This window comes from Aquimarina sp. AWH4_224 (assembly GCF_056160245.1).
Genome location: NZ_JBSWWU010000003.1, coordinates 124618 through 148777 on the forward strand (window position 1 = coordinate 124618; position 24160 = coordinate 148777).

At 35.4% G+C, this 24160-nt stretch carries 25 protein-coding genes; 10 read left to right on the forward strand and 15 right to left on the reverse strand.

Going from position 1 to position 24160, the window contains the following annotated elements; translation table 11 throughout:
- Positions 1–72: 72 nt before the first annotated feature.
- Complete coding sequence (locus ACXAGJ_RS06595) at positions 73–1200, reverse strand: glycosyltransferase family 2 protein (RefSeq protein WP_474838995.1); 1128 nt, start codon at positions 1198–1200, stop codon at positions 73–75.
- Between the two features lie 23 nt (positions 1201–1223).
- Positions 1224–1844, reverse strand: a complete 621-nt coding sequence (gene recR, locus ACXAGJ_RS06600) for a recombination mediator RecR (protein WP_474838253.1) — start codon at positions 1842–1844, stop codon at positions 1224–1226.
- 106 nt (positions 1845–1950) lie between these two features.
- Here recR and ACXAGJ_RS06605 point away from each other — a divergent pair, with 106 nt between their 5' ends.
- From ACXAGJ_RS06605 to secA, 4 genes are all read left to right on the forward strand, one after another.
- Positions 1951–2121, forward strand: coding sequence for a hypothetical protein (locus ACXAGJ_RS06605; RefSeq protein ID WP_474838255.1), 171 nt, complete (start codon positions 1951–1953; stop codon positions 2119–2121).
- A 14-nt stretch (positions 2122–2135) separates the two neighbouring features.
- Positions 2136–2711: a cob(I)yrinic acid a,c-diamide adenosyltransferase gene (locus ACXAGJ_RS06610; RefSeq protein ID WP_473281466.1), complete on the forward strand. Its 576-nt coding sequence runs from the start codon at positions 2136–2138 to the stop codon at positions 2709–2711.
- 136 nt (positions 2712–2847) lie between these two features.
- Positions 2848–3069 (forward strand): DUF2795 domain-containing protein, encoded by a 222-nt coding sequence (locus ACXAGJ_RS06615; protein ID WP_008272287.1) that lies wholly within the window; start codon positions 2848–2850, stop codon positions 3067–3069.
- Positions 3070–3299: 230 nt separating this feature from the next.
- On the forward strand, positions 3300–6656 hold the full coding sequence (secA, locus tag ACXAGJ_RS06620) for a preprotein translocase subunit SecA (RefSeq protein WP_474838260.1): 3357 nt from the start codon (positions 3300–3302) through the stop codon (positions 6654–6656).
- Positions 6657–6727: 71 nt separating this feature from the next.
- Here secA and ACXAGJ_RS06625 read toward each other — a convergent pair whose 3' ends face one another.
- The 7 genes from ACXAGJ_RS06625 to ACXAGJ_RS06655 all read right to left on the reverse strand — a co-directional run bounded on the left by ACXAGJ_RS06625 (position 6728) and on the right by ACXAGJ_RS06655 (position 11921).
- Complete coding sequence (locus ACXAGJ_RS06625) at positions 6728–7336, reverse strand: hypothetical protein (protein WP_474838262.1); 609 nt, start codon at positions 7334–7336, stop codon at positions 6728–6730.
- Positions 7333–7671, reverse strand: a complete 339-nt coding sequence (locus tag ACXAGJ_RS06630; protein ID WP_073320612.1) for a PadR family transcriptional regulator — start codon at positions 7669–7671, stop codon at positions 7333–7335. Before ACXAGJ_RS06630 ends, ACXAGJ_RS06625 begins: the two co-directional genes overlap by 4 nt.
- 171 nt (positions 7672–7842) lie before the next feature.
- Complete coding sequence (locus ACXAGJ_RS06635; protein ID WP_474838265.1) at positions 7843–8481, reverse strand: hypothetical protein; 639 nt, start codon at positions 8479–8481, stop codon at positions 7843–7845.
- Between the two features lie 350 nt (positions 8482–8831).
- On the reverse strand, positions 8832–9524 hold the full coding sequence (locus tag ACXAGJ_RS06640; RefSeq protein WP_474838267.1) for a peptidoglycan DD-metalloendopeptidase family protein: 693 nt from the start codon (positions 9522–9524) through the stop codon (positions 8832–8834).
- Entirely contained in the window at positions 9525–10853 is a 1329-nt protein-coding gene (locus tag ACXAGJ_RS06645; protein ID WP_474838269.1) for a flavin-containing monooxygenase, read from the reverse strand. It abuts the gene before it with no gap.
- 95 nt (positions 10854–10948) lie between these two features.
- Positions 10949–11350, reverse strand: coding sequence for a hypothetical protein (locus tag ACXAGJ_RS06650; RefSeq protein WP_474838271.1), 402 nt, complete (start codon positions 11348–11350; stop codon positions 10949–10951).
- Complete coding sequence (locus ACXAGJ_RS06655) at positions 11334–11921, reverse strand: RNA polymerase sigma factor (protein ID WP_474838273.1); 588 nt, start codon at positions 11919–11921, stop codon at positions 11334–11336. The genes ACXAGJ_RS06650 and ACXAGJ_RS06655 overlap by 17 nt, the downstream gene beginning before the upstream one ends.
- Before the next feature lie 150 nt (positions 11922–12071).
- Here ACXAGJ_RS06655 and ACXAGJ_RS06660 point away from each other — a divergent pair, with 150 nt between their 5' ends.
- On the forward strand, positions 12072–12422 hold the full coding sequence (locus tag ACXAGJ_RS06660; RefSeq protein ID WP_073320630.1) for a DUF6249 domain-containing protein: 351 nt from the start codon (positions 12072–12074) through the stop codon (positions 12420–12422).
- Positions 12423–12496: 74 nt separating this feature from the next.
- On the opposite strand, the gene ACXAGJ_RS06665 is transcribed toward ACXAGJ_RS06660, so the two are convergent.
- From ACXAGJ_RS06665 to ACXAGJ_RS06680, 4 genes are all read right to left on the reverse strand, one after another.
- Complete coding sequence (locus tag ACXAGJ_RS06665) at positions 12497–13135, reverse strand: hypothetical protein (RefSeq protein WP_474838275.1); 639 nt, start codon at positions 13133–13135, stop codon at positions 12497–12499.
- 386 nt (positions 13136–13521) lie between these two features.
- On the reverse strand, positions 13522–14895 hold the full coding sequence (locus ACXAGJ_RS06670) for a hypothetical protein (protein ID WP_474838277.1): 1374 nt from the start codon (positions 14893–14895) through the stop codon (positions 13522–13524).
- Entirely contained in the window at positions 14876–15484 is a 609-nt protein-coding gene (locus ACXAGJ_RS06675; protein WP_474838279.1) for a hypothetical protein, read from the reverse strand. The genes ACXAGJ_RS06670 and ACXAGJ_RS06675 overlap by 20 nt, the downstream gene beginning before the upstream one ends.
- Positions 15468–16013: an RNA polymerase sigma factor gene (locus ACXAGJ_RS06680; RefSeq protein ID WP_073320642.1), complete on the reverse strand. Its 546-nt coding sequence runs from the start codon at positions 16011–16013 to the stop codon at positions 15468–15470. The genes ACXAGJ_RS06675 and ACXAGJ_RS06680 overlap by 17 nt, the downstream gene beginning before the upstream one ends.
- 232 nt (positions 16014–16245) lie before the next feature.
- On the opposite strand from ACXAGJ_RS06680, the gene ACXAGJ_RS06685 reads away from it, so the two are divergent.
- The 3 genes from ACXAGJ_RS06685 to meaB all read left to right on the forward strand — a co-directional run bounded on the left by ACXAGJ_RS06685 (position 16246) and on the right by meaB (position 18250).
- A complete protein-coding gene (locus ACXAGJ_RS06685; RefSeq protein WP_073320645.1) occupies positions 16246–16467 on the forward strand; it encodes a hypothetical protein in 222 nt (73 codons plus the stop codon).
- An 81-nt stretch (positions 16468–16548) separates the two neighbouring features.
- Complete coding sequence (locus ACXAGJ_RS06690) at positions 16549–17106, forward strand: DUF2911 domain-containing protein (RefSeq protein WP_474838282.1); 558 nt, start codon at positions 16549–16551, stop codon at positions 17104–17106.
- A 70-nt stretch (positions 17107–17176) separates the two neighbouring features.
- Positions 17177–18250, forward strand: coding sequence for a methylmalonyl Co-A mutase-associated GTPase MeaB (gene meaB / locus ACXAGJ_RS06695; protein ID WP_474838284.1), 1074 nt, complete (start codon positions 17177–17179; stop codon positions 18248–18250).
- Positions 18251–18257: 7 nt separating this feature from the next.
- Here the strand turns inward: meaB and ACXAGJ_RS06700 are convergent, their stop codons facing one another.
- Both ACXAGJ_RS06700 and ACXAGJ_RS06705 read right to left on the reverse strand, forming a co-directional pair.
- Positions 18258–19481, reverse strand: coding sequence for an acyloxyacyl hydrolase (locus ACXAGJ_RS06700; protein ID WP_474838286.1), 1224 nt, complete (start codon positions 19479–19481; stop codon positions 18258–18260).
- Positions 19482–19703: 222 nt separating this feature from the next.
- Entirely contained in the window at positions 19704–19994 is a 291-nt protein-coding gene (locus tag ACXAGJ_RS06705; protein ID WP_474838288.1) for a hypothetical protein, read from the reverse strand.
- Positions 19995–20339: 345 nt separating this feature from the next.
- On the opposite strand from ACXAGJ_RS06705, the gene ACXAGJ_RS06710 reads away from it, so the two are divergent.
- Both ACXAGJ_RS06710 and ACXAGJ_RS06715 read left to right on the forward strand, forming a co-directional pair.
- Positions 20340–21860, forward strand: coding sequence for a BCCT family transporter (locus tag ACXAGJ_RS06710; RefSeq protein ID WP_474838290.1), 1521 nt, complete (start codon positions 20340–20342; stop codon positions 21858–21860).
- Positions 21861–21905: 45 nt separating this feature from the next.
- On the forward strand, positions 21906–24143 hold the full coding sequence (locus tag ACXAGJ_RS06715) for a penicillin-binding protein 1A (protein ID WP_474838292.1): 2238 nt from the start codon (positions 21906–21908) through the stop codon (positions 24141–24143).
- Positions 24144–24160 lie beyond the last annotated feature (17 nt).

Genomic DNA, 24160 nt, shown 5'->3' on the forward strand with positions numbered 1-24160 from the left:
TTAAATGTTATATTTTTTGCGAATTTAATTAAAATAAAGCTTTAAAATTAGTTTTTCTATATTAAAGTTTATTTAAAATGTGATCACCTCTCCCTTTCCATCACTAAAATCACTCCCCAAAATATAGTCACAATCTGCTGGTCGTATTTTGAAAGTGACATTTTGTTTATTCAACAATTCCATTTGTTGAATGATCTCAAGATAAGCCATAAAATCGCCATCAAAGATAATCTCGATATTCTTATCTCCCAAATCTTCTCTCTCTATTGTAGAAACTCTTATCAATTCAGCATTCAATTTTGCTGCAATACCGGCGCTCAACATTTCATTTTCTGAAATCAAGTAATACTGCTCTATCTTTCTTCTATTTTTCTTAAAATCTTTAAATGAATGTATAAAAGATACCATTCGTATCCCCACAGAAACCATGAAATCAAGAACACGATTACTCCTAAAATGTTTGCTGTAAAACAATCGCATGGCTCCATAGAAAATCATTACCAAGTCAGCATTACGATCAACACTTTCTCCTTTATAATGCAAAGCCGTAAAAGTACCTAAATAATAATTAAGCAATCCCATTTTCTTAACTCTATAGGACAAATCCAGGTCTTCGCCATATAAAAAGTAATCATCATCAAAACCACCAACTGATAGATAATGATCTTTTTTGATCAGCATAAATGCGCTATCCAAAACATCGACTCTTCCTATCTCTCGTTCTTGAATATGATCGGCAAAATAGCTTTTTACAAATCGCGTACGAATTCCTAAAAGTCTTTTTAAAGAAGTTAGTGGTGCGGGGATATTACGTTTACTTTCCCGAAGAAAGTTCCCCTTACCACTGATTAATCTGGGTCCTACTAACCCAACATGTGGTAGTTGCGTTGCCTTTTTCAAAAGATTTGGAAATACATTGTCCGGAATAATAGTATCCGGATTGAGAAAACACAAAAATTTCCCACTAGAAACACCGACTCCTTTATTGTTTGCTTTGGCCAATCCAAGGTTGCTCTTGTTTTCTAGCAATAGCACTTCGGGAAACTTATCCCGAATCATTTGACAACTATGATCTGTAGAGTTATTGTCTACAACTATGACTTCAGAATCTTCTGCAACGATTACCTCTCTTAGACTCAATAGACATTGTTCTAAGAAATATTGCACATTATAATTTACTATGATTACTGATAGTCTCAGGTTACTTACTTTTCTGTAACAAGTTAGGAATTCTTCAGGGCGTTTTCAAAAGGAATCCTATTCATAATACTTCTACCCAAAGTAACTTCGTCTGCATACTCCAACTCGTCATTAACCCCAATACCTCGAGCGATCGTAGATATTTTGACTTCTTGCCCTTCTAATTGTCGGTAGATATAAAAATTAGTTGTATCCCCTTCCATAGTGGCACTAAGTGCAAAAATGAGTTCTTTGATTTCTCCTGATTTCACTTTTTCTACCAGGGAACTAATCTTCAAATCTTGCGGACCAACACCATCCAACGGACTTATTTTTCCGCCCAACACATGATACAAACCTCTGTATTGCCCAGTGCTTTCGATAGCCATTACATCTCGAATATCTTCAACCACACAAACGAGTTCCTTTTCTCGACTAGGGTTACTACAAATATCACAGATTTCTACATCACTAATACTATGGCATTTTTTACAGAATTTGATTTCTTTCCTTAATTGCCCCAACGCCAAGGTTAAATGTTCTGTTTGAGTCTCTGGTTGTCTTAATAAATGAAGTACTAATCTCAAAGCGGTTCGCTTCCCGATACCGGGTAATTGAGACATTTCGTATACTGCGTTTTCCAATAATTTTGAAGAGAATTCCATAGCGCAACAAATTTAGCATTTTTTAATGCATATTCCTTCTTAAATACTGATTGTTTATAAGCTTCAATTAAAAGCATTTTTCTACTTTTACCTTAAAAGAAAAACAATGTTTGATTCACTTTCGGGAGAAACTCAGCTTATCTTGATGGTCATGGGGATTGCCGTTTTATTTGCAATTGTGTCTTGGAACACCAAGAACAATAAGCGCAAACTGTATGATCGTGATAAACGAAATTTCAAAAAGAATTACTTCAAAAAGAAAGAAAAAGAGCAATAAGAAACTAATTTCACATGAAAATATACACAAAAACAGGGGATAAAGGCACTACAGCCCTTTTTGGAGGCACACGAGTCCCTAAGCATCATATTCGAATCGACAGCTATGGAACGGTCGACGAATTGAATTCTCATATTGGATTGATCAGAGATCAAGATATCGATGAACTTAGCAAACAAGTTTTGGTCACTATACAGGATAAACTTTTCACCGTAGGTGCTGTGTTGGCCACTGATCCTGAAAAAGCAATGCTAAAAAGTGGCAAAAAACGATTGAACATCCCTACCATAGCCGATGAAGACATCGAATTATTAGAAAATGAAATGGATCGAATGAATGAAGCTTTACCGCCAATGACACATTTTGTATTACCAGGAGGGCATCAAACTGTGTCATTCTGTCATATAGCCCGCTGCGTATGCCGTAGAGCAGAACGTTTGGCTACTGCACTATATGAATTAGAGCCTTTTGAAGGCACTACCTTGCAATATTTAAACCGACTATCTGACTACCTTTTTGTACTGGCACGAAAGTTGTCCCACGATTTGAAAGCAGATGAGATAAAATGGATTCCTACCAAGAATTCTTAAATTAAAAATACCTGCAAAATTAATAAGGGAAAACCCCAGAAAATCACGTTCTTATAATTATTGTTTAAATAATTAATTTTTTACTTGACTTTTTAAACTAAAAAATTATTTTTGCAGAAAATAAACCAGTAAACCTATGTATTGGACTTTAGAACTAGCATCCTATCTGAGTGATGCGCCTTGGCCAGCTACAAAAGACGAACTAATTGATTATGCAATTCGTACTGGAGCACCTTTGGAAGTTGTGGAGAATTTGCAAGCGATTGAAGATGAAGGAGATTCTTATGATTCGATAGAAGAGATATGGCCCGATTATCCTACAGACGAAGATTATCTTTGGAATGAGGATGAATATTAAAAAAATGAAATAGTTATAAAAGTCTCGCAAGAGGCTTTTTTTTTGCGTAAATTACGCCACTTAGATTACGATTTTTGATCGTAAAAATATTGTATAATTTGACCTGATTGGTCGTGAGATAATTTCGCTAATCCCAAGATCTGGGACTTGACTCGAATGACCCGAACAGTTGGACCTTCCAACCAGTTGTGTTTAAAACAAACATCTCAATAAACATATAACCATAAATTATGGGAATTTTAGATTCTGTATTAAAAGTATTTGTAGGAGATAAATCCAAAAAAGATATTAAAGAGATTCAGCCAAAAGTTGAATTGATCAAAAAAGCTGAAAAAGGACTTGAAGGATTATCTCATGATGAACTGCGCGCAAAAACAGAAGCATTCAAAAAACAGATTGATGATGCCAGAAAAGATATTCAATCCAAAATTGAAAAACTTCAGGAAGATGCAAATACTGAAGAAGATATAGACAAAAAAGAAGATATCTACGCAGAAATCGACAAGCTAAAGGACGATGCTTACGAAGCTACAGAAAATGCATTAAATGACATTCTACCTGAAGCCTATGCTGTTGTTAAAGAAACAGCGAAGCGTTTTGCAAATAATGAAACCATAGAAGTTAGTGCTTCTACCTACGATCGAGAACTTTCTGGAACAAAAGATTACATCACACTAGATAATGACAAAGCAATTTGGTCTACAAGCTGGGATGCTGCTGGTAAAGAGGTGAAATGGGATATGATCCATTATGATGTTCAGCTTATCGGTGGTATTGCCATGCACGAAGGTAAAATTGCAGAAATGCAGACGGGTGAGGGTAAAACTTTGGTAGCTACCCTACCGGTATATCTTAATGCGCTTTCTGGAAATGGAGTTCACCTGGTAACCGTAAATGATTACCTTGCACGTCGTGATAGCGAATGGATGGCTCCTATATTTCAGTTTCATGGACTTACCGTAGATTGTATCGATAACCACAGACCTAACTCGGCAGAACGTAGAGCAGCTTATAACGCGGATATTACTTACGGTACCAATAATGAATTTGGTTTTGATTATTTGCGTGATAATATGTCTCATGCTCCTGAAGATTTGGTACAACGTCCACATAACTATGCGATCATTGACGAGGTGGATTCTGTTTTGATTGATGATGCACGTACTCCGTTGATTATTTCTGGTCCTATACCAAAAGGAGATATTCATGAGTTTGATCAACTAAAACCAAAGGTTGCGGATATCGTTGCTGTTCAACAAAAATATTTGACCACTGTTCTTGCTGAAGCTAAGAAGCTCATCAAAGAAGGAGATAACAAAGAAGGTGGCTTCAAATTACTACAGGTATATAGAGGTATTCCAAAAAACAAAGCCTTAATTAAGTTTTTGAGTGAAGAAGGAGTAAAACAACTACTTCAAAAAACAGAAAACTTCTACATGCAGGACAACAATCGTGAGATGCATAAGATTGATGCCGACCTGTATTATGTAATCGAAGAGAAGAACAATCAAATAGATCTTACCGATAAAGGTGTCGAATATCTTTCTGGAAAAGAAAACCCAGATTTCTTCGTACTTCCTCAAATTGGTATGGAAATCGCCAAAATTGAAGAATTAGGATTATCTAAGGAAGAAGAGGCTGAAAAGAAAGAAGATCTTTTTAGAGATTATAGCGTAAAAAGTGAACGCATTCACACCTTAAGACAATTACTAAAAGCATATTCATTATTCGAAAAAGATGTGGAGTATGTGGTAATGGATAACAAAGTAAAGATCGTTGACGAGCAGACCGGACGTATTATGGATGGTCGTCGTTATAGCGATGGTTTACACCAGGCGATTGAAGCTAAAGAAAATGTAAAGATTGAGGATGCTACGCAGACCTTTGCTACGGTTACTTTGCAGAACTACTTCAGAATGTACCGAAAGTTATCCGGTATGACCGGTACCGCAGTTACTGAAGCAGGTGAACTTTGGGAAATCTACAAACTAGATGTGGTAGAAATCCCAACCAACCGACCTATAGCAAGACACGATCGTGAAGATTTAGTATATAAGACAAAACGTGAAAAATACAATGCCGTTATCGAACAGGTAACCGAATTGTCTCACGCAGGTAGACCTGTATTGATCGGTACAACCTCTGTAGAAATTTCTGAATTATTAAGTAGAATGCTTACCATCAGAAAGGTTCCACATAATGTGCTGAACGCGAAATTGCATAAAAAAGAAGCCGATATTGTTGCCGAAGCTGGTAAACAAGGTATGGTTACCATCGCTACCAATATGGCTGGTAGGGGTACTGATATCAAGCTTTCTGATGCGGTAAAATCTGCTGGCGGACTTGCAATAATCGGTACAGAGCGCCATGATTCAAGACGTGTAGATCGCCAGTTAAGAGGTCGTTCTGGACGTCAGGGAGATCCAGGTAGCTCGCAGTTCTATGTATCGCTAGAAGATAACCTTATGCGTTTATTTGGTTCTGAACGTATCGCCAAAATGATGGATAGAATGGGGTTAGAAGAAGGAGAAGTAATCCAACACTCTATGATCACAAAATCTATCGAGAGAGCTCAGAAAAAAGTAGAAGAAAACAACTTTGGTGTTCGTAAAAGACTCTTGGAATATGATGATGTAATGAACGCACAAAGAGAAGTGGTATACAAACGTAGATATCATGCGCTATTTGGAGAACGTTTGCGTGTAGATATCGCTAATATGATCTACGACACTGCCGAAGTGATCACCGAATCCAACAAGAACGCTCAGGACTTCAAGAACTTTGAGTTTGAGTTGATACGTTATTTCTCTATGAGTAGTCCTATCTCTGCAGAAGAGTTTGAGAAAATGGATGCTCAAAAAATTGCGGGACAAGTGTACAAAGCAGCTTATGATCACTATCAGGATAAAATGAAGCGTAATGCAGAAACTGCATTCCCAGTGATCAAACAAGTATATGAAGATCCTTCTAGCAATTACGAAAGAATCCTTGTACCGTTTACGGATGGTGTAAAGAGTCTGAATGTTGCTACAGATCTTAAAAAAGCCTATGATTCTGAAGGAAAACAGTTGATCACTGATTTTGAAAAGAACATTACACTAGCCATTATCGATGATGCTTGGAAAACCCATCTTCGTAAAATGGATGAATTAAAGCAAAGTGTACAGCTTGCTGTTCACGAACAAAAAGATCCGTTGTTGATTTACAAATTCGAAGCTTTTGAGTTGTTCAAAGCAATGATCGAAGAAGTAAATAAAGATGTGATTTCGTTCTTGTTTAAAGGAGAATTACCTACTGGTAATACACAAGATATTTCTGAGGCTCGCCAGGTAAGAAGAAAAGAAAATCTGGAAACTAGCAAAGAAGAGATTCCAAATATGGACGAGCGAGCAGCCATGAATAGAGCCGCTGGTCAAACCCAACAACAACCACAAGTAACAGAAACCATCGTAAGAGAGCAACCTAAAATTGGTCGTAACGATAGAGTTACCATTAAGCACGTAATGAGTGGTGAAAATAAAACTTTGAAATATAAGCAAGCCATTCCTCTGATCGAAAAAGGAGAATGGGTATTGATCAACGAATAAGAAGTTACAAGACTTTACATAAAAAAACCTGCAGTTTTCGCTGCAGGTTTTTTTATACTTCTTGAGTTGACCTATGATACAGACTTTTTATACATAGTAAAAAACAAAAAAGGCAAATATCCTGCAGCAAATATAAACGCTCCTGCCAACAGAAGGACACTAGCCCCTTGCCAATGCAAGAATTTAAACACTCCAGACAAACCTATCACAGTTCCTGAAACACAGCCCATGATAATTTTTAATCGTTCTGACAAAGAACGCGCTATTGCTAACTTGAACTTGTCAAAAGTATATAACGGTAAAAACACAAGTAACAATAATAGAAACCCCACTGTAAATAGCATATTAGCATAAGGAAAATACAATAACTTGAATGTAATTCCTGCGGTAAGGGTAAACGCCCCAACAAAACCAATTAGATACATAAGTCTTTTCATGATAAGTATTCGTTTATAGTTTAATAAAAAAATTGTTTTTTGTTCAATCTCACTTAGTCCATTAGGAGCCAACTCTATTAATGCTTCTTGCAAGGCCATCTCAAAGGTTTCTCCTTTCTTTATTCGGATTTCTACTACACAACATAGATGATCCAAAATATCATCTCGTAGAGACTTTATTTTTAACCCATCTTTATCCAGAAGTTCAATAATCTTGCGTTCCTGTTCATCAGTAAGCCTCATGAGATCTTCAATTGTGGATTAATAACTTTGCTTATGGTTGCTATAAAATCTTGCAGCTCTTCCAAATAATGCACTTTTTCCTCTTTTCCTTTCTTGGTGAGCAAGTAATATTTCCGAATTCTTTTACCGATATATACTTCCTCGCAAGTCAACAACCCCTCTTTTTTCATCTTTTGTAAAGCAGGGTACAACGAACCATCCTTGAGCAAAATTTTGCCATCAGACAGCTCCTTTACTTTCTGAAAAATCTCATAGCCGTACATACGTCCATTTTCAGCAAGGATATTTAATACAATAACAGAAAGGGTTCCTTTTAAAAGTTCTTTTGAATACATAGATCAAATATACATAAAAAAACAATACATCATAATTCTATGTATTTAAATTTTAAAATACTCTAAAAAAACCCATTACATCATCATATCCCAAAAAAAAGAAGCGGATCCAAATTGGATCCGCTTTTTTTTATTTTTGTTTGAGCTGTAAAACTCCCCTGATGAATTTTCTTATAGTTCGCTAAGGTTGTTTTGAGTTTCAATAAACTTTTCAACGATTACAGAATCTCCGTTGTTATTTTCTAATAAATATACCCCTACAGGAAGTAAACTTAAATCGATAACATTAGTAGTTTTTGATAACACGTGTACTGTATCTTTTACTTCAAACAACTTTAACTTATCCCCTTCTTCAAAATTTAATACAGTAACAATATCTCCATCTCTATGGATGTCCAGTAGATTTTGATTAGTATCTACATAATTCTTGATAAACCCTTCTTCAACATCTTCGCTCTCTCCTGCATCAGCCATCATACTATCTTCTACCTCAAAATTTTCATCCTGAGCAAAAACAGCTCCTTCGATCATTAACTCTTCCTCTAAACGGTCGATAACTACAGATTGACCTTGACTGTTCTCCAAAATATAAGAACCTACTGGCAACTGACTTAAATCGATATGAGAATAAGATTTTGATAAGATATGATCTCCAGTTTCAACTTCGAATAACTTTAATTTATCTCCTTCTTCGAAATCCATTACTTCAACAACTAAACCATCCTGCTTCACAACAAGACCATTGTCATCTTTAGCAATACTAACAAGAGATAAAAATAAACTGAATAATAGTGTAATCGCTTTCATCATTTTTGGGGCTTTGTAGTTAAGAAACTACGGTTTTACCATACAAGGATACAGCGAAATAATTGTGTTACCAACTAGAAATCAAGTTTTTAGATCAAATACGCCGTATTTTCGTCAAAATACCAAAAAAGAAGAAAAATATATTTAAACAACTGATTATCAAATATTTAAATATTGTAAGTGTCGCCAAAAAACACAATAAACTAGATCAAATACACAAAACACACTAGATCAGGCACTTAAAACTAGTACATATCCAGATAGTTTTATCGATTATGTACACGAAAAATCTCTTAATTATACTTGTATAATTAAACAAAATAATTCTAAATGTGATAATTCCAGGGGTGTTTTTACCTTATTTTAAGTAGTAGATTAGGATCAGGACAATTGTTTTGATATCTAGTTAATTCACTTTTACTGGATACTCCTGGATAATCTCCAGAGTTTCCTTCCAGGTCTTTCATAATCTGAAAATGCAAATGCGGAGCATAATCTCCATTTACAGACGCATCACCTAATCTGGCAATAACATCGCCTGCTCGAACCTCCTGACCAATAGCAATATGATCCAACGAAGCCACACTAAGGTGACCGTACAAGGTATAAAAAGTTATTTCGGAATAATTATGTTCCAAAATAATAGTAGGGCCGTAATCCCCATAATTCTTATTGTTTTTGTAGCTATGGATTTTTCCAGGTATTGGAGCCAGGATTTCTGTACCCGCATCACACCAAACATCTAATCCCAAGTGAATATTTCTCTCGGTTGCAGGATCTTGCTGGTTAAAATGAGTGCTTCGACGATACATTGATCTCACCTCCAAATATCCGCCATAAGCTACCATAGCATTATGTTGTTTTAGAAAATCGGCGATATAATCATCAAATGCTGCTGATGATGAAACATCTATCGCATCCAGCTCTTTATTGGACTCGGACAGATCTATGGCTAAATAATCATCTTTTGAAAATACGGAAGATACTACAGGAACAAAATTATCGGTCAACTGACCTAAAAAATCTTTAAACATTGTACTGTTCATTTAAGCACTTTTTGAAATGGTTTTGGGTTCTTTGGATATCCAATTTTTAGGAAGTTGTTTCAATAACGCCTTTCTAAAATCATGATAATCCACAGTAATGGTATGTCTTGGTGTACTGATTTGCTTATAATGTGGATGGGTAACTTCTCGCTCACATAACTTCTCAATATTTTGAGGCATTTTCCACTCCCCAGTCAAATAATTAGCCAAAATCTTACTTTGCAACTCTGATCCCGGCCAAATGCAACCTAATGGCTGAAACATGCCTACAAAGAACAAATCATGGTATTTTGGGTGAAACATTTTGAGATATAAGGGCACTGGACCCTCACTATAATCGATAAAAGAATCCTTAAAGAAGGAATGTTTCAAAACAAAACCTGTACATGCAATAATTACGTCAAAATCTTCCTTGGTACCATCTTTAAAATGCACAGTATTATCATCCAAACGTTCTATATCCACTTTAGGATGAACTTTTCCATGTCTTATCTTATATAACAGTTCATCATTAATGGTGGGATGAGTTTCTCCAAATTTAGTTCTTACCTTCTGTAACCCATATAATTTATTTTTCCCTATAAGAAGATTCAGCAATCGATCGTTAAGCCAACTTCTTATTTTTACAGGCAACCAGGCAGATCTTGCTCCAACGATATCCGAGGGTAACCCAAAAAAGAATTTTGGAATGATACGATACCCTCTTCGCCAGCTTATACTTGTTTTCTCACTCACTCGACTGGTTTCTACGGCTACATCACAAGCAGAGTTCCCTCCACCAATGACTAACACTCTTTTTCCTGCAAATGGTGATGCTTTTTTGTAGTGATGTGAATGCATAAAGGAACCACTAAAATTTCCTGGATACTCTGGCATTCTAGGTACAGAATGATGACCGTTACAGGCTACCAAATCGGTAAATACTTCTACACGCTCTTGATTGTGCTGTTTGATGGTGACATGCCATTCATTATCTCCTTTTCTATCACAATGTAGTACGCTAGTTTCAAATTCGATATGAGGATAAAGGTCAAAATAGCGGGCATAGGCTTGAAAATACCTCCGTAACTCATCATGAGATGGGTAATCCGCCACCGTTTTATCAAAATCATCAAAAGTATAATCCTCGTATTGTGATAATGTTTTGGAGCTAATAATATGAGTGGTCTCAAAAACACTGGAGTGGCTTTCATCTTCAGAATAAATCCAGTTACCGCCTACTTCTTTGTTCTGATCATAACAAACCACAGATAGTCCTTTATCAATCAAATTCTTGAGCACCGTGATCCCACTAGGTCCAGCTCCTATTATACAGACTCTTTTTTGCATACGGATGTATAATAATTAATTAGGGTATGTAAAATAGAGAATGTAACGGAGTTTAAAAAATCTTTTAAAAGATTAGTTATGTATACGCAGCCGAACTATAAAGAAAAACTCTTATCTATTCTTCTTTTAAGAATTGGGATTTGTACAAAAAATAATATGGAGAAGAACAAAATCCCATACAAGGTAGTCTTATAAAGTGTAAAGTCTTTAAAAGGGTTATTGATCAACTTCCCCTTTAGTTGTAAAGAAGAAAGATCTACCTTATCCAAAATCGATGTATTATTATCAGTTAAAAATGCAAGACTCAAAACCAAACCAAAAATTAATGTTCCTATCCAAAACCAGGCTCTTTTAGAAATAAGAGGTGTATAGACGATAGGCTCCTGTGCATTCAACCTTTTAATATCACGCATCACATTGATAGAGAAACCCGACGAGGGACGTTCTATTCCTGCCTCTTTTACTAAACGTTTTACATCATTAAATTGCTCTTCCATTTTTATTGCTTATTTCTGGTAAAACATAATGTTTCAGTATCGAATATAACTTTTTTCTACTACGAAACAGTTTTATTTTTACATTATCTGCTGTTAACCCCACAATATCAGCTATTTCTTTTATATTCTTTTCTTCAAAATAATAAAGTGTTACTAATACTGCCGTTTCTTGTGGTAGTTTTAAGATACTTTCTGCTATGATTTTTTTTCGTTCTTGTTCTTGTAAATAGCTCAATGCATCAGTAACCAGTTCTACATCTCCTTCGTTAATCTCTTCTATCAATTCTGAAGTTATTAATTTCTTATTCGATTTCACCAAATCCAGGCTTTTTCGATAGGCTATCGTATATAACCAAGTTGAAAATTTAGCTTCTCCTCTATACTTAGCTAAAGACTCATATGCCTTGACAAAGGTATCCTGAGCCACTTCTTCTGCCTGTTCTTTATTTTTAATTACCCTATACACCACAGTATATACCAAATTCTGATATCGTTCTACCAGTATCGAAAAAGCGTTGATATCGCCTTCTAGTACTTTTTGGATATAATATTGGTCTGGTTGATGGTTCATTTATCTATGAGACGACATTCATCTAACTACGGTTACACCTAATACTCAAAAAAGGTAATAATTTTTTTTTCACATTTTTTGTAACCGCTCCAAACATTTGCCCGTCATAATGAAAAAACGAACAGTAATCTAAATTTTAAAATCAACATTATGAGTTTTATTGAAGCATTAATACCATTATCTATTTTTGGTTGCATTTTTGGAATATTCTACCTCTTTATAGCTGCCAGAAATAAAGAAAGAATGGCATTGATAGAGAAAGGAGCAGACGCCTCTATCTTCTACAGTAGTAAAGAAAAAAGAGTAACACCTTTTTGGAAAGTGTTTATCTTGAATTTCTCATTACTATTAATGGGTATAGGTTCAGGTATTTTTATCGCGGGACTCTTGCATCAAGTAATTGGTCTAAATCGTGAAGTTGCATATCCCGGAACTATTTTCTTAATGGCAGGTGTTGGATTATTCGTAGGTTTCAACATGACCAAAAATCTAGAGAAATAAAAACAATACCCCTAGATCACAAACAAAAAAGCCTATCCGTTTGGATAGGCTTTACACATTTTATATAGCATTTCCTACATTTCTGCTACTTGATCTTTGTCTACAAACTTTTCTACAACTACAGAATCTCCTCTATCGTTTTCTAGTACATAAACTCCAGCTGGTAATTGGCTAAGGTCTACGAAGTTTGTTGTTTTTGTTAAAACGTGAACTGTATTTTTTACTTCAAATAATTTTATTTTGTCTCCTTCTTCGAAATCCTCTACGGTAATCACATCACCTTCTCTTGTAATCGCTAAAAGATTGGTTTCTGAGTTATCATAATAGTGCATATACTCTTGCTCAACATCTATCTCTGCAGGAACCATAACTCTTGCACTATCTCTTTCTAATAAAAAATCATTGTGAATTGCATTGATAGCTCCATCCACCTTTAACTCTTCTTCCATTCTATCAATTACAACAGATTGTCCTTCATTGTTTTCTAAAAGGTAAGTTCCTACAGGTAGTTGACTTAAATCGATCTCACTATGGGTTTTAGAAAGAATATGCTCTCCAGTCTCAATCTCAAATAACTTGATTTTATCTCCTTCTTCAAAATCCAATACAACAACAACTAGACCATCTTTCTCTACTTTAAGATCGCCGTCACTAATGTTTGCATAACTATTTAAGAATAGAAATAAACTAAAAATACATGCTATTAATTTCATCTTATCTAGGGTTTTTGAATAATGCTTTGTCCTCCCCCTGTTACGGGTTTACCATACAATGATATTACTTAAATATGGCTAAACAAACTAAAAAACAGACTTTTAGATCAAATGAATTCGATACTCGATAAAAAACACAAAAAATGTTAAATTTAAGTTATTTAAACATTAAAACACTGTTTAACAGAGACTTACATTTAAAGAATCGGGGAAATAATAGATTAAATGCATTTTTGTAAGGATCAAAGACAAACCGCGACCAAGGTTCTTACGCTTTTTTTTGTAGAAAAATAAAAACAGTCAACGCCTAAACACTAAAAAAGCCCCATCGATCTGTACCGATGAAGCTTTTTTATAATTAACACTACAATTATTATGAAAAATATTTATTCTTTACTTAAAATCACATTACTATATTTAGCATTAACAGTAATCAGCTTGTTCGTATCCCGTGTACCTTGATACCCATTGATAAAAACGTTTCCAAAATTACTTCTGGTATTAATCTCCAGCGTTTTGGGCAATCCAATTTTACTGCGAGATCCAGTATACGAGAGATTAAAAGGTGTTTTAGGTAACTTCAATCGAAAATCACTATTCTGGACGGCTAAATCCAACGTTTTGAAAGAACTTCCTAAATTCGCAATGGTTACTGTTCCAAAACTTGCAGCTATGGCTCCATTTTCATCCATTTGCTGAATAAAGATGTTGCTCGAATCTGAGTTTACCAAAAGATTCTTAGCAGTCTGAATTCTACAATTCTTTACATAATTCACTACAAGTCTTCCATCATTCCATTGCCTTACAAATACAGGAGAATAAGATGCTTTTATAAATGTTTTATTTCCATCAACCACATTGGCAGATAATCTAGTATGTGATAAGGATGCTTTTACATTATATGATCTTTCTGCAAGTTGTACTGCCCCATGACGAATGTTAAGTTTCAACTTTGCATTTTTAGGCATTTTCACTTTGATCACCTTACTTGTTCCTTTGGTATTAGGTCGTGTAGCTGTATACTGATAAACCGTTACATTCGACGTTCCTTGTTGCTGATTTTGTATATCTCTGACAAACTGTGAAGCCCACGCTTCCATTTGTCTACCATACTGCTCTCCCCACTCTAGTTTGATTTGTAAATCTCCAGAAATAGTACCATTCTTTTCTAACTGTTGCGCAAGCTTTTGCTTTTCTTTTTCGATTTCATCACTGAACTTTTCTCGAATTTGACTCTCCCACTGCTGCACATACTTCTCGTCCTGTCCCGAATATCTCCTATCAGAGAGGTTAACATTAGACTGTTGATCATTTGAAAGCGAATTAGGCATAGGATTATTCTCTATATTTTTGATAAGAGGCCCTAAAAGGTCCGAAATAGCAGGATCTAACTTTCTTAACTCTTCTTCACTAATCGTAAAATTCGATGCAGTAACTTTTCCAGACCACAAATTTCCTGCTCTGGAGTTGATCGTAATACTTTGGTCATCTCCCAATACATCCAATTGCCAACTTTCTATAATCCTTCTACTATTTTCGTCATCCAAATTCTCTCCCTCTACATAAGCTTCAATCCCAATTTCATTTCTATTCCAGGTTTCAAAAACAACATTGGTATGGCTGGTATTCAGGTTTAACGCAACATCAGAAGCAACAGAAATCCGTTCATTAAGTTTCTCTTGTCTATCCTGAGCCAGTAACCCTGTAACACAAAGACTAAGAATGCAAAATGTAATACCGCTAAGCTTGTATTTCGTCATATCCTTCGTTCTCAATTTTTTCTAATTCTTCAAGTTTTTCTTTTAATTGCTCTAATAATGAAAGTCTAAGTGTTAGATTCTCCTTCATCGCTTCAATACTCTCTAAGTTTGGCCCAACTTCCATCAATTCTTTATTTAAGTTCTGGTATTCTTTATCAAGATTACTCAACCGCACCTTAAAACTTTCTACTAATTCTCTGTTCTTATCATTGACCGTAATTTCGGATAATTGAAATTTTATACTTGTCAACAAATAGTTCTCTACCTTTTCATATTCTGGGTGCATATCTGCCAACCCAGAGGATTGCTTGTTCAACACTACTGTAGCATTCTTGGTAGTTTCAGCATCTACTACCTCAGTACCGGTATTATCCTTACCACCAAATTGGTTAAATGCGGTGATAGAAATCGAAAAAATAATAGCCACACTGGCTGCAATTTTAAGCCAGCCATAATTAGACGATTTAGTTTTCCGCTCGGGTAACTCTTTCTCTAATCTAGCCATAAAACGAGCTTGATGTCCATCTTGCAATCGTTCAGAAGGGATAGCTTTATCTTGTCTCAACAGCTCTCTAATATCTTGTGCCATCTTTCAAATGTTTTAGTTGGTCCTGTAGTTGCTTTTTTCCTCTATGTACTAAAGTCCTAGAAGCAACCGGGGTGATATCTAATATTTCACTTATCTCGTTATGATCATACCCTTCTATTAAAAATAGCATTACTGCATATTTATATTTTTCAGGTAATCTTTCTATAGCTTTCTTTACTTCATCTACGGTAACCGAATCTGAAACAGACCAATCATTCTGTTCTTCCACCGTCGTCATTACCTGTTCATTTATCGCCACCATATTCATCTTTTTGGCTTTAAGCATATCAATGCTCTTATTAATTACAATTCGTTTAAGCCAAGCACCAAAAGTAACATCACCTGTAAATTGATGTAATCTCGTAAAAGCCTTGATGAAAGATTCTTGCATAGCCTCCTCTGCCTCAAATGGATCTTTGAGGAATCGTAAAGCCACATAATACATACCATCGCAGTACTTATTATAAAGCTTCATCTGTGCTCTGCGATCATTCGCTCTACACTGTTCTATTAGCTCGCTTTGTAACAAACTTCCTTTACTTTTGGTTAGTGATTCTAATTAAAAACTGTTTCTAATTGTATTCATTTATATAGACGAATACAAAAGCCTAGGTGTTGCAAAATTATGTATAAAATCGAAACAAAATAATCAAACACTTGAATACCAAATAATTAATAAATATTTAACTACTCTCGAAGTAAGCTTTTGTAAAGTAAATATACTACATAATACAACTTTTATTAAACTAAATTATTTAACCATGCATAAGCTAAAAAAAAGTCAGATTTACGAAGATCATGATGAAGTAAAAGATGTCTTCACACTTTTGGAGAAAAATATGAATTGTACCAATACGATAATCGATCAAATTGATTATTTACTAGAAAACAAGCATTTACCCGATTCGATATTAAAAATCCTTACTTCACTGAGAAACACTTGTGCAGTAAACATCATGAATATTGCCAGATTAACCCAATAAACCTACTACTTTTCTTTCTAAGGATTAATAGCATTTAGATCCTAAAAAAGACTATCTTTAATCAATCAAAGATTAACTTTTATGTCCAGATTACTAAAACGAGTGCTATTAATCCTTGCCGGCCTTTTCATTTTTGGTTTTGCCGGCTTACAATTGATAAAATACAATACCAAAAAACATAGTCCGGAAGAAGCCTTTACCCACAATGCAGGTAATGTCAATTTTGAGATTTATTATAACAGACCCTACAAAAAGGACAGGGAAATTTTTGGCAATTTGGTCCCATTTGGCGAAGTATGGAGAACAGGAGCCAATGAGGCTACCACTTTTACCACCGATAAAGACGTTATGGTAGACGGCACACAACTACCAGCAGGGACATATACGTTATGGACTATCCCAAATAAAGATTCCTGGAAAGTCATTTTTAATAATAAACTGTACGATTGGGGAGTGAGTTTCAAAGATGGAAAAGCTACTCGAGACCCGCAATACGATCAACTCATTGTTGAAGTTCCTGTACAACCTCTTCTAAATGTGGTAGAGCAATTCTCTATTTATTTTCAAAATGCAAATGGATTTACCCTCATGTTCTTGGCTTGGGATCAAACCGCCGTTGCTATTCCGATAAAAGTATAATTTTAGTTTAAGGAGCAATAAAAGATATATTAACGGTTAGGAATTTATAACTTTGCCTTAAAATCAGTCTGTGCCTAAAGTACCCAACAAACATCCTCATTCGATCTCAAAAGTTCCTGAAAGCACCAAGAACGATGCTATTGATCGCTTTAAAAGGAAACGCCAAAAAAAAGTAAGCGTCCAAACCATTTTTGAAGGAATTTTGGCCAAAGATACTACGGCATTAAGTCGCGGTATTACTTTGATCGAAAGCACACAGAAGGATCATACCACGCAAGCACAACAACTCATAGAAAAATGTTTACCTCACTCCAATAAGGCCGTTAGGGTTGGTATTACAGGAGTACCGGGAGTAGGAAAAAGCACATTCATTGAAGCCCTAGGCGATCTTTTGATTCAGAAAGGAAAAAAAATTGCTGTTCTGGCTGTTGATCCTAGCAGTACAATTTCGAAGGGTAGTATATTAGGAGACAAAACCCGAATGGAATCTTTGGTAAGGTCTCCAGATGCTTTTATTCGTCCTTCCCCTTCTGGTAGTTCTCTAGGAGGAGTTGCTCAAAAGACCAGAGAATCTATAATTCTTTGCGAGGCTGCTGGGTATGATGTAATTATTATTGAAACGGTTGGAGTTGGACAAAGTGAAACGGCAGTGCATAGTATGGTGGATTTCTTTTTGCTTTTAAAGTTGGCCGGAGCAGGAGATGAACTACAAGGTATCAAGAGAGGGATTATAGAAATGGCAGATACCATAGTGATCAATAAAGCAGATGGTGATAATCAAAAACGTGCACGTGAGGCAAAGAATCAGTTTAGAAAAGCCTTGCACCTATTCCCTCTTGCAGAAAGCACCTGGTCTCCGCAGGTAATGACCTGTAGTGCCCTAAAAAAAGAAGGGATTGAAGAAATCTGGAAGGTCATTCTGGATTATTTGGACATCACCAAAAAGAATGGTTTTTTTGAAGAAAACCGGATTCAACAAAACAAGTTTTGGTTACTACAGACTATAGAAGAACAATTAAAAACATCATTTTTTAATAACCCAGAGGTGAAAAATGAAATGAATACTCAAATGGAAGCAGTACAACAGCTTAAAACCTCTCCTTTTGCTGCTGCTAAACATTTACTCAACCTAAGCAAAAAGTAATAAAGTACTATTTTGATTTTTCCTTAAATCCAAATCGATATGCATACCCCAGGCTTAACTCAGAAAAGTCTGCCTGACCCAAATTGGAATTAATTGTAGCCCCAAGAAACACATTGTTTTTTGGTGATTTGGAAGTATTAAACAAGTAATATCTTATTCCCATCCGACCAGTAATGGTTCTTTTTATCCTGTAGTACGAATTCAACTCTCCTAACCTGGCATATTGTCCTTGGTAAAAAAAACCCTGACTCAATTGCCATTCAATCTTATAAAAAGGTTTGTAAATATTTATCCCCAAATCAAACAAGATCCCTACGTGTCCCAGGAAGAGCTCTGCACTTCCAAAAAAACCAAAATTTGTTGCATAGCGAAATGGGTGTTCTTTATACTCTGGCACTTGTTCGCTTATGAGTTCTGCATCTTCTTGTATATGATCATAGTAGTGTTCATAAAAGCGATAATACGCTCCTATCCCAAACTTAAACGTTTTATTGATAATCTTACCTCCTGAAAGAGCTACAGAATACACCTCTTTCTTATCATTAAAAATTCTGGAAAGCACATTTTGCCCAATACCAGCTCTAAAAGAAAAATAATTCTCTGAGTATCGTTTCTTTTTTGGCACTGGTACCCCACTCTTTTCCTCAGATACTATAGGCTGTTTTCCTATTTTAGAAGATATATTGATTAAGAAAGAGTTCAGTCCTTGATTGGGTAACCGAGTATGTCCGTTAGAAAAATGCGCATATCCTATCCCCAAACGCCAATTGATGTTTCTCCGTTTTAAAAAATCATAATACAAAAATGAACGAAAAGTCCAATTGACCTTAGTAGTAACCGCAAGATTAAATGGATTCGTTTCGGGATCGTATTGCGTATCGAGATAAGCTGCTCCCATACCTACATTTACATTCCACCGGTCTGAACGTTTTTTAAATAAACCAAACTCAACAAATGGTAGAACCGAATATGCCAACCCCAATTTGTCGGTATTACCAAAATCTGTAATTCCTAAAGAAAGACCTGTTTTGGGGTAACCTAACTCTGCTGCCCATCGTTGATCACTTGAGGAATTGTACCGACCTATGCTTATAAATAGAGATTTTTGCAGATCCGTTTTAGGAAAACCCGTATTTGCTTCCATGGTTTTTCCTACAGCTAGTTCTGGAATGATAAAAAAAGATGTGGAATTCTTTTTACCTGGTTGCTGTGCATAAAGTGATACTCCCACAAAAAAAAGGAGTAAATATTTTCTCTTAAACAATATAAATGCGGTTTTATAACCTAATTGTATCCAAAAGGTTCTTAAAGGTTTGGTTGTTGTTAACTTGTTTTTTCCCCAGCATATATCTATCCAAATACTGATATCAGCATGAGGAAATATACAAATAAAAATAAATTTGCATTAGTTAGGCATAAACAACCAAGCTTGTTTACAGAAAATAATCTTCGATTATTCTTCTGTCCCTTCCATATCCTTTACCTCGGGAGCGCGCACATTTTCAGGAATATTGTCTGTGGTATCGTCATCATCAAAGGCTTGCATTGTATCTGATAATCTTTTACTTATTTTTACCAGATATGCAGTATCTTCTGTTCGTACTTCTACAGCTTCGATCAGCTCATTGTGATGATTTTTGAAAGAAATGATGTCCCTATCGGCATAGCCATCAGGAAACTTTTGTACAAGAAGGTTTAAAATGTCTTTATTCAGCTTTTTAAAATCAACAATTACTCTTCTCATGGGTTTGCAGGTTTAGTTAGTTATAATAACAGGGTCAAAACGAGGGTCTACTTTTAATTCTATTACTAAACTTGAGGAAAATTATAGTTACTTTACCCCAAGGAATTTTCTAATTGGGCTGGTTCCCATAACACAGCTGTAATGCTATTACAAGTCTACTTAAAATTATTGAAATTTTTGAAGAAACAAGTTTAAAAATCAGATTATTTTTTCGGTTTTTTACTTGTTAAAAAATTCAAAACTTATCAGGATCGTAACGTCAATTCAAAACTTTTTAAGACATTTAATAGTACACCATTACATTTTAGTACTACTAAAAAATTTTCCAAAGAAAAACGAACTATTATGAGATTTGATTTCAGCAAAAACAGTTTACTCTATATTTCACTGGGAACCCTCCTATTTTTTTCATTTTTCTTATATTTTTTTACTGTCGAAACCTATGATGTTATCGAGTCCTTTTCCATATTGATACGACAGCTATTTGGGAGGTTTTATCTTTGGCTAGGATTGATTTGTGTAGTATTATTAGTGGTGCTAGCCATTTCTAAATGGGGGAGTAAGAAATTGGGCTCCTCTACCGATAGACCTCAATTCTCAAGATTGGCATGGATATCTATGCTATACAGCGCAGGCATGGGTGCCGGAATTTTATTACGAGCAGTGCAGGAACCCGTATATATGATGAATAATCCGCCAATAAACACCAGTGCCAAGGCGAGCACTATAGCACTCGAATACACTTTTTATCAATGGGGATTTACCGCGTGGGCCTTTTACGCAATTTTTGCTATAGTAGTAGGGTATTATTTATTCGTTCACTCCAAAAAAGTATTGTCAAGCAGTGCTTTTTCCTCAATATCAAAATTGGTCCCCTCTGGAATTACTCAGAGTATCATTTTTGGGAGTATCGATATTCTTGCTATCCTTACCACCGTTTTTGGATTAGTGGCGGCCATAGGACTTGGTACTACCCAAATCGAAGGAGGATTGACTCATATATTAAACTATGACATAGGATTAACAGGAACCATTTTGGTCCTATTACTTATTTCGGTATTGGCTTTTATATCCGTGTTTAGAGGAGTTAACAAAGGCATTAAAATCATTTCTACCTGGAATATTTACATCACTATAGGTCTATTACTCTTTGTATTTGTACAAAGTGATATTCTTTCGGTCACCTACCAATTTTTTAATGCATTATTTCGCTACATTATTGATTTTATACCTCTTAGTTTAGCGTATGGTCGGTATAACCCAGGCGAGGAGTTTCTTACGGATTGGACCTACTATTATTGGGCATTTTGGTTGGCCTGGGCTCCGTTTACTGGTATTTTTATTGCCAGAATTTCTAAAGGCAGAACCCTTAGAGAAATTATACTGGGAGTGCTTTTTATTCCTTCTTTGGGTACCTTTTTTTGGTTTACTACCTTTGGGCAATCTGCTTTTGATATCATAGAACACCTAGGTAATTATCAAGGGCAATTTGACAATGTATTTACTTCTATTTTTATCTTTTTTGAAAATTATCCCTTTCAAGGGATCATAAATTCATTAACCATATTGCTCTTGATTAGTTTTTTGGTCACTTCGCTAGATTCTGCCATTTTTGTGCTCAGCATGTTCACTGATGATGGCAAACAAGAACCTTCAAAAAAACATCGTTTATTATGGAGTATTGTCCTCACAATTTTTGCTATTGGAATCATTTTATTGGGTAATGCTAAGGCTGAAATCAACGTACTGATTGCCATGCAAAAACTACTCATTATCACATCTTTACCTTTTTCATTGCTTATGGTAGTAATGATCATATTATTCTTTAGAGATTTTAAAAAGAAAAGACCTGTTGAAAAAACTTAATAATAGCGAGTTTTTAACGTTATCTATGTCGGGATCTGAAATGACATGAAGCAGTTTTTACAAAAAAAATGGGTAAAGTGGCCGTCGTTGGGCATTGGCATTATTGTACTGGGATTTATTGGTTTTTACCTTTCTATCTATCTTGGTGCGTGGGGCAAATTACCAACCAAACAGGAATTAGGTACGCTTAAACAAGCTCAGGCAACTCAGGTATTAGCTAAGGATGGACAACTAATTGGCAAATATTACATCTATGATAGACAACCTATCACATATGCAGATCTTCCGGAACATTTGATTAATGCGCTTATCGCAACAGAAGATGTTCGGTTTTATGAGCACGATGGTGTGGATAACAAAAGTTTATTGCGTGTATTTTTCAAAAGTATCTTATTAAGAGATAAATCTTCTGGCGGTGGTAGTACGATTACTTTACAATTGGCTAAGAATCTTTATGGGCGAAAAAAATATCGAGTATTCAGTACTGTGATTAATAAACTAAAAGAATCTATCGTTGCTCAAAGGATGGAGGAAATTTATACCAAACAAGAAATACTGGCACTGTACTTTAACACCGTTCCTTTTCCGGATAACACCTACGGTATTGAAAGTGCTGCTCAAAAGTTTTTTAATAAAACCACCTCTCAACTTACCTTATCTCAATCCGCAACTTTGATTGGCACCCTAAAAGCAAATCATAGTTACAACCCTCGTCTTTTTCCAGAAAGAAGTCAATTGAGAAGAGATGTAGTGCTCAAACAAATGGTCAAATATGGATACCTATCATCTAAAAAAGCAGATAAGACGATGAGCAAAAGTATCGAGCTGGATTACCAATACTTTAATCATGATCTTGGACTTGCTCCTTACTTCAGAGAAGAGGTAAAAAAGGAGCTTCTCAAAATCATGGAACATCATAAAAAACCCGACGGTAATGATTATGATATTTACAATGATGGCCTGGTGGTTTACACTACTTTGGATTTCAAGATGCAGGCCTTGGCTGAAGAAGCGATGAAAGAACATCTAAAAAGTCTACAAAAACAATATGAAACATCATACGGGGATCAAGCACCATGGAAGGACAAGGAGCTTCTCAAGAATATCATCCGGAAACAAAAAACATATAAAAAGTGGATTGAAGAGGGATTGACAGAATCTCAAATATTGGATTCTTTATCTAGGAAAAAAGAAATTGAGCTTTTTGAATGGAGTGGAGATAGTACCAAAAAAGTTTCTTCTATAGATAGCACTCAACACTATCTTAAGTTTTTAAATACCGGGATGATCGCTGTAGAGCCTTCTACCGGAGCAGTACAAGTCTATATTGGTGGCATTGATTATCGTCATTTTAAATACGATCATGTATCACAAAGTAAAAGGCAAGTTGGATCAACTTTCAAACCCTTTGTATATACCGCTGCCATAGAAGACGGTATGAAACCGTGTACTTATTTTTCAACCAAATCGATTACCTATACAGATCTAGAGGATTGGACTCCTAAAAATTCATCAAAAAAAGAAGACCCATATCTCAACTTTAGTCTGGAGACTGCGCTAAGTCAATCTGTTAACACAATTGCCGTTAAAGTTCTTAACGAAGTGGGAATCCCTAAAGTGGTAGATCAGGTAAGAAAATTAGGCATTACAGATTCGCTGTCAGAAAAGCCTGCTATGGCTTTAGGTACAGATGGTATTCCTTTAAAATCTCTTGCCGGTGCCTATGCCAGTTTCGTAAACGAAAGTAAACCCGTAACCCCATTTTACATCACAAAAATTGAAGATAAAAATGGTAATCTCATACAATCTTTCGAACCCAAAGTAAAGGATACCATAGCATACTCGGCATATACTCGGCAGGTAATGTTAGAAATCATGAAATCTACTATTGATAAAGGAACGGCTTCAAGAATACGGAATTCTTATAAGCTAAATAACGATATCGCAGGAAAAACAGGAACCACGCAAGATAATAAGGATGGTTGGTTTGTTGGAATTACTCCAAAACTTGTGACAGTTACCTGGGTAGGTAATGATAATTACAACATTGGCTTCAAAACGACAGCATTAGGTCAGGGAGCGAATACGGCGCTACCTATCTTTGCTAAGCTATACCAGGAAATGAATAAAGATGCTAGTTTTGACTTCATAACCAAAGCCAAATTCGAGCAACCCACTGAAGAAATTCTAGATGATCTGGATTGTAAACCCGAAAAGCGTGATGGTTTCTTAAAACGATTATTTAGCAAAAAGCAGAAAAAGAAAAAATTCAGAAAAAACTAATATCGCTAAAACCCAAA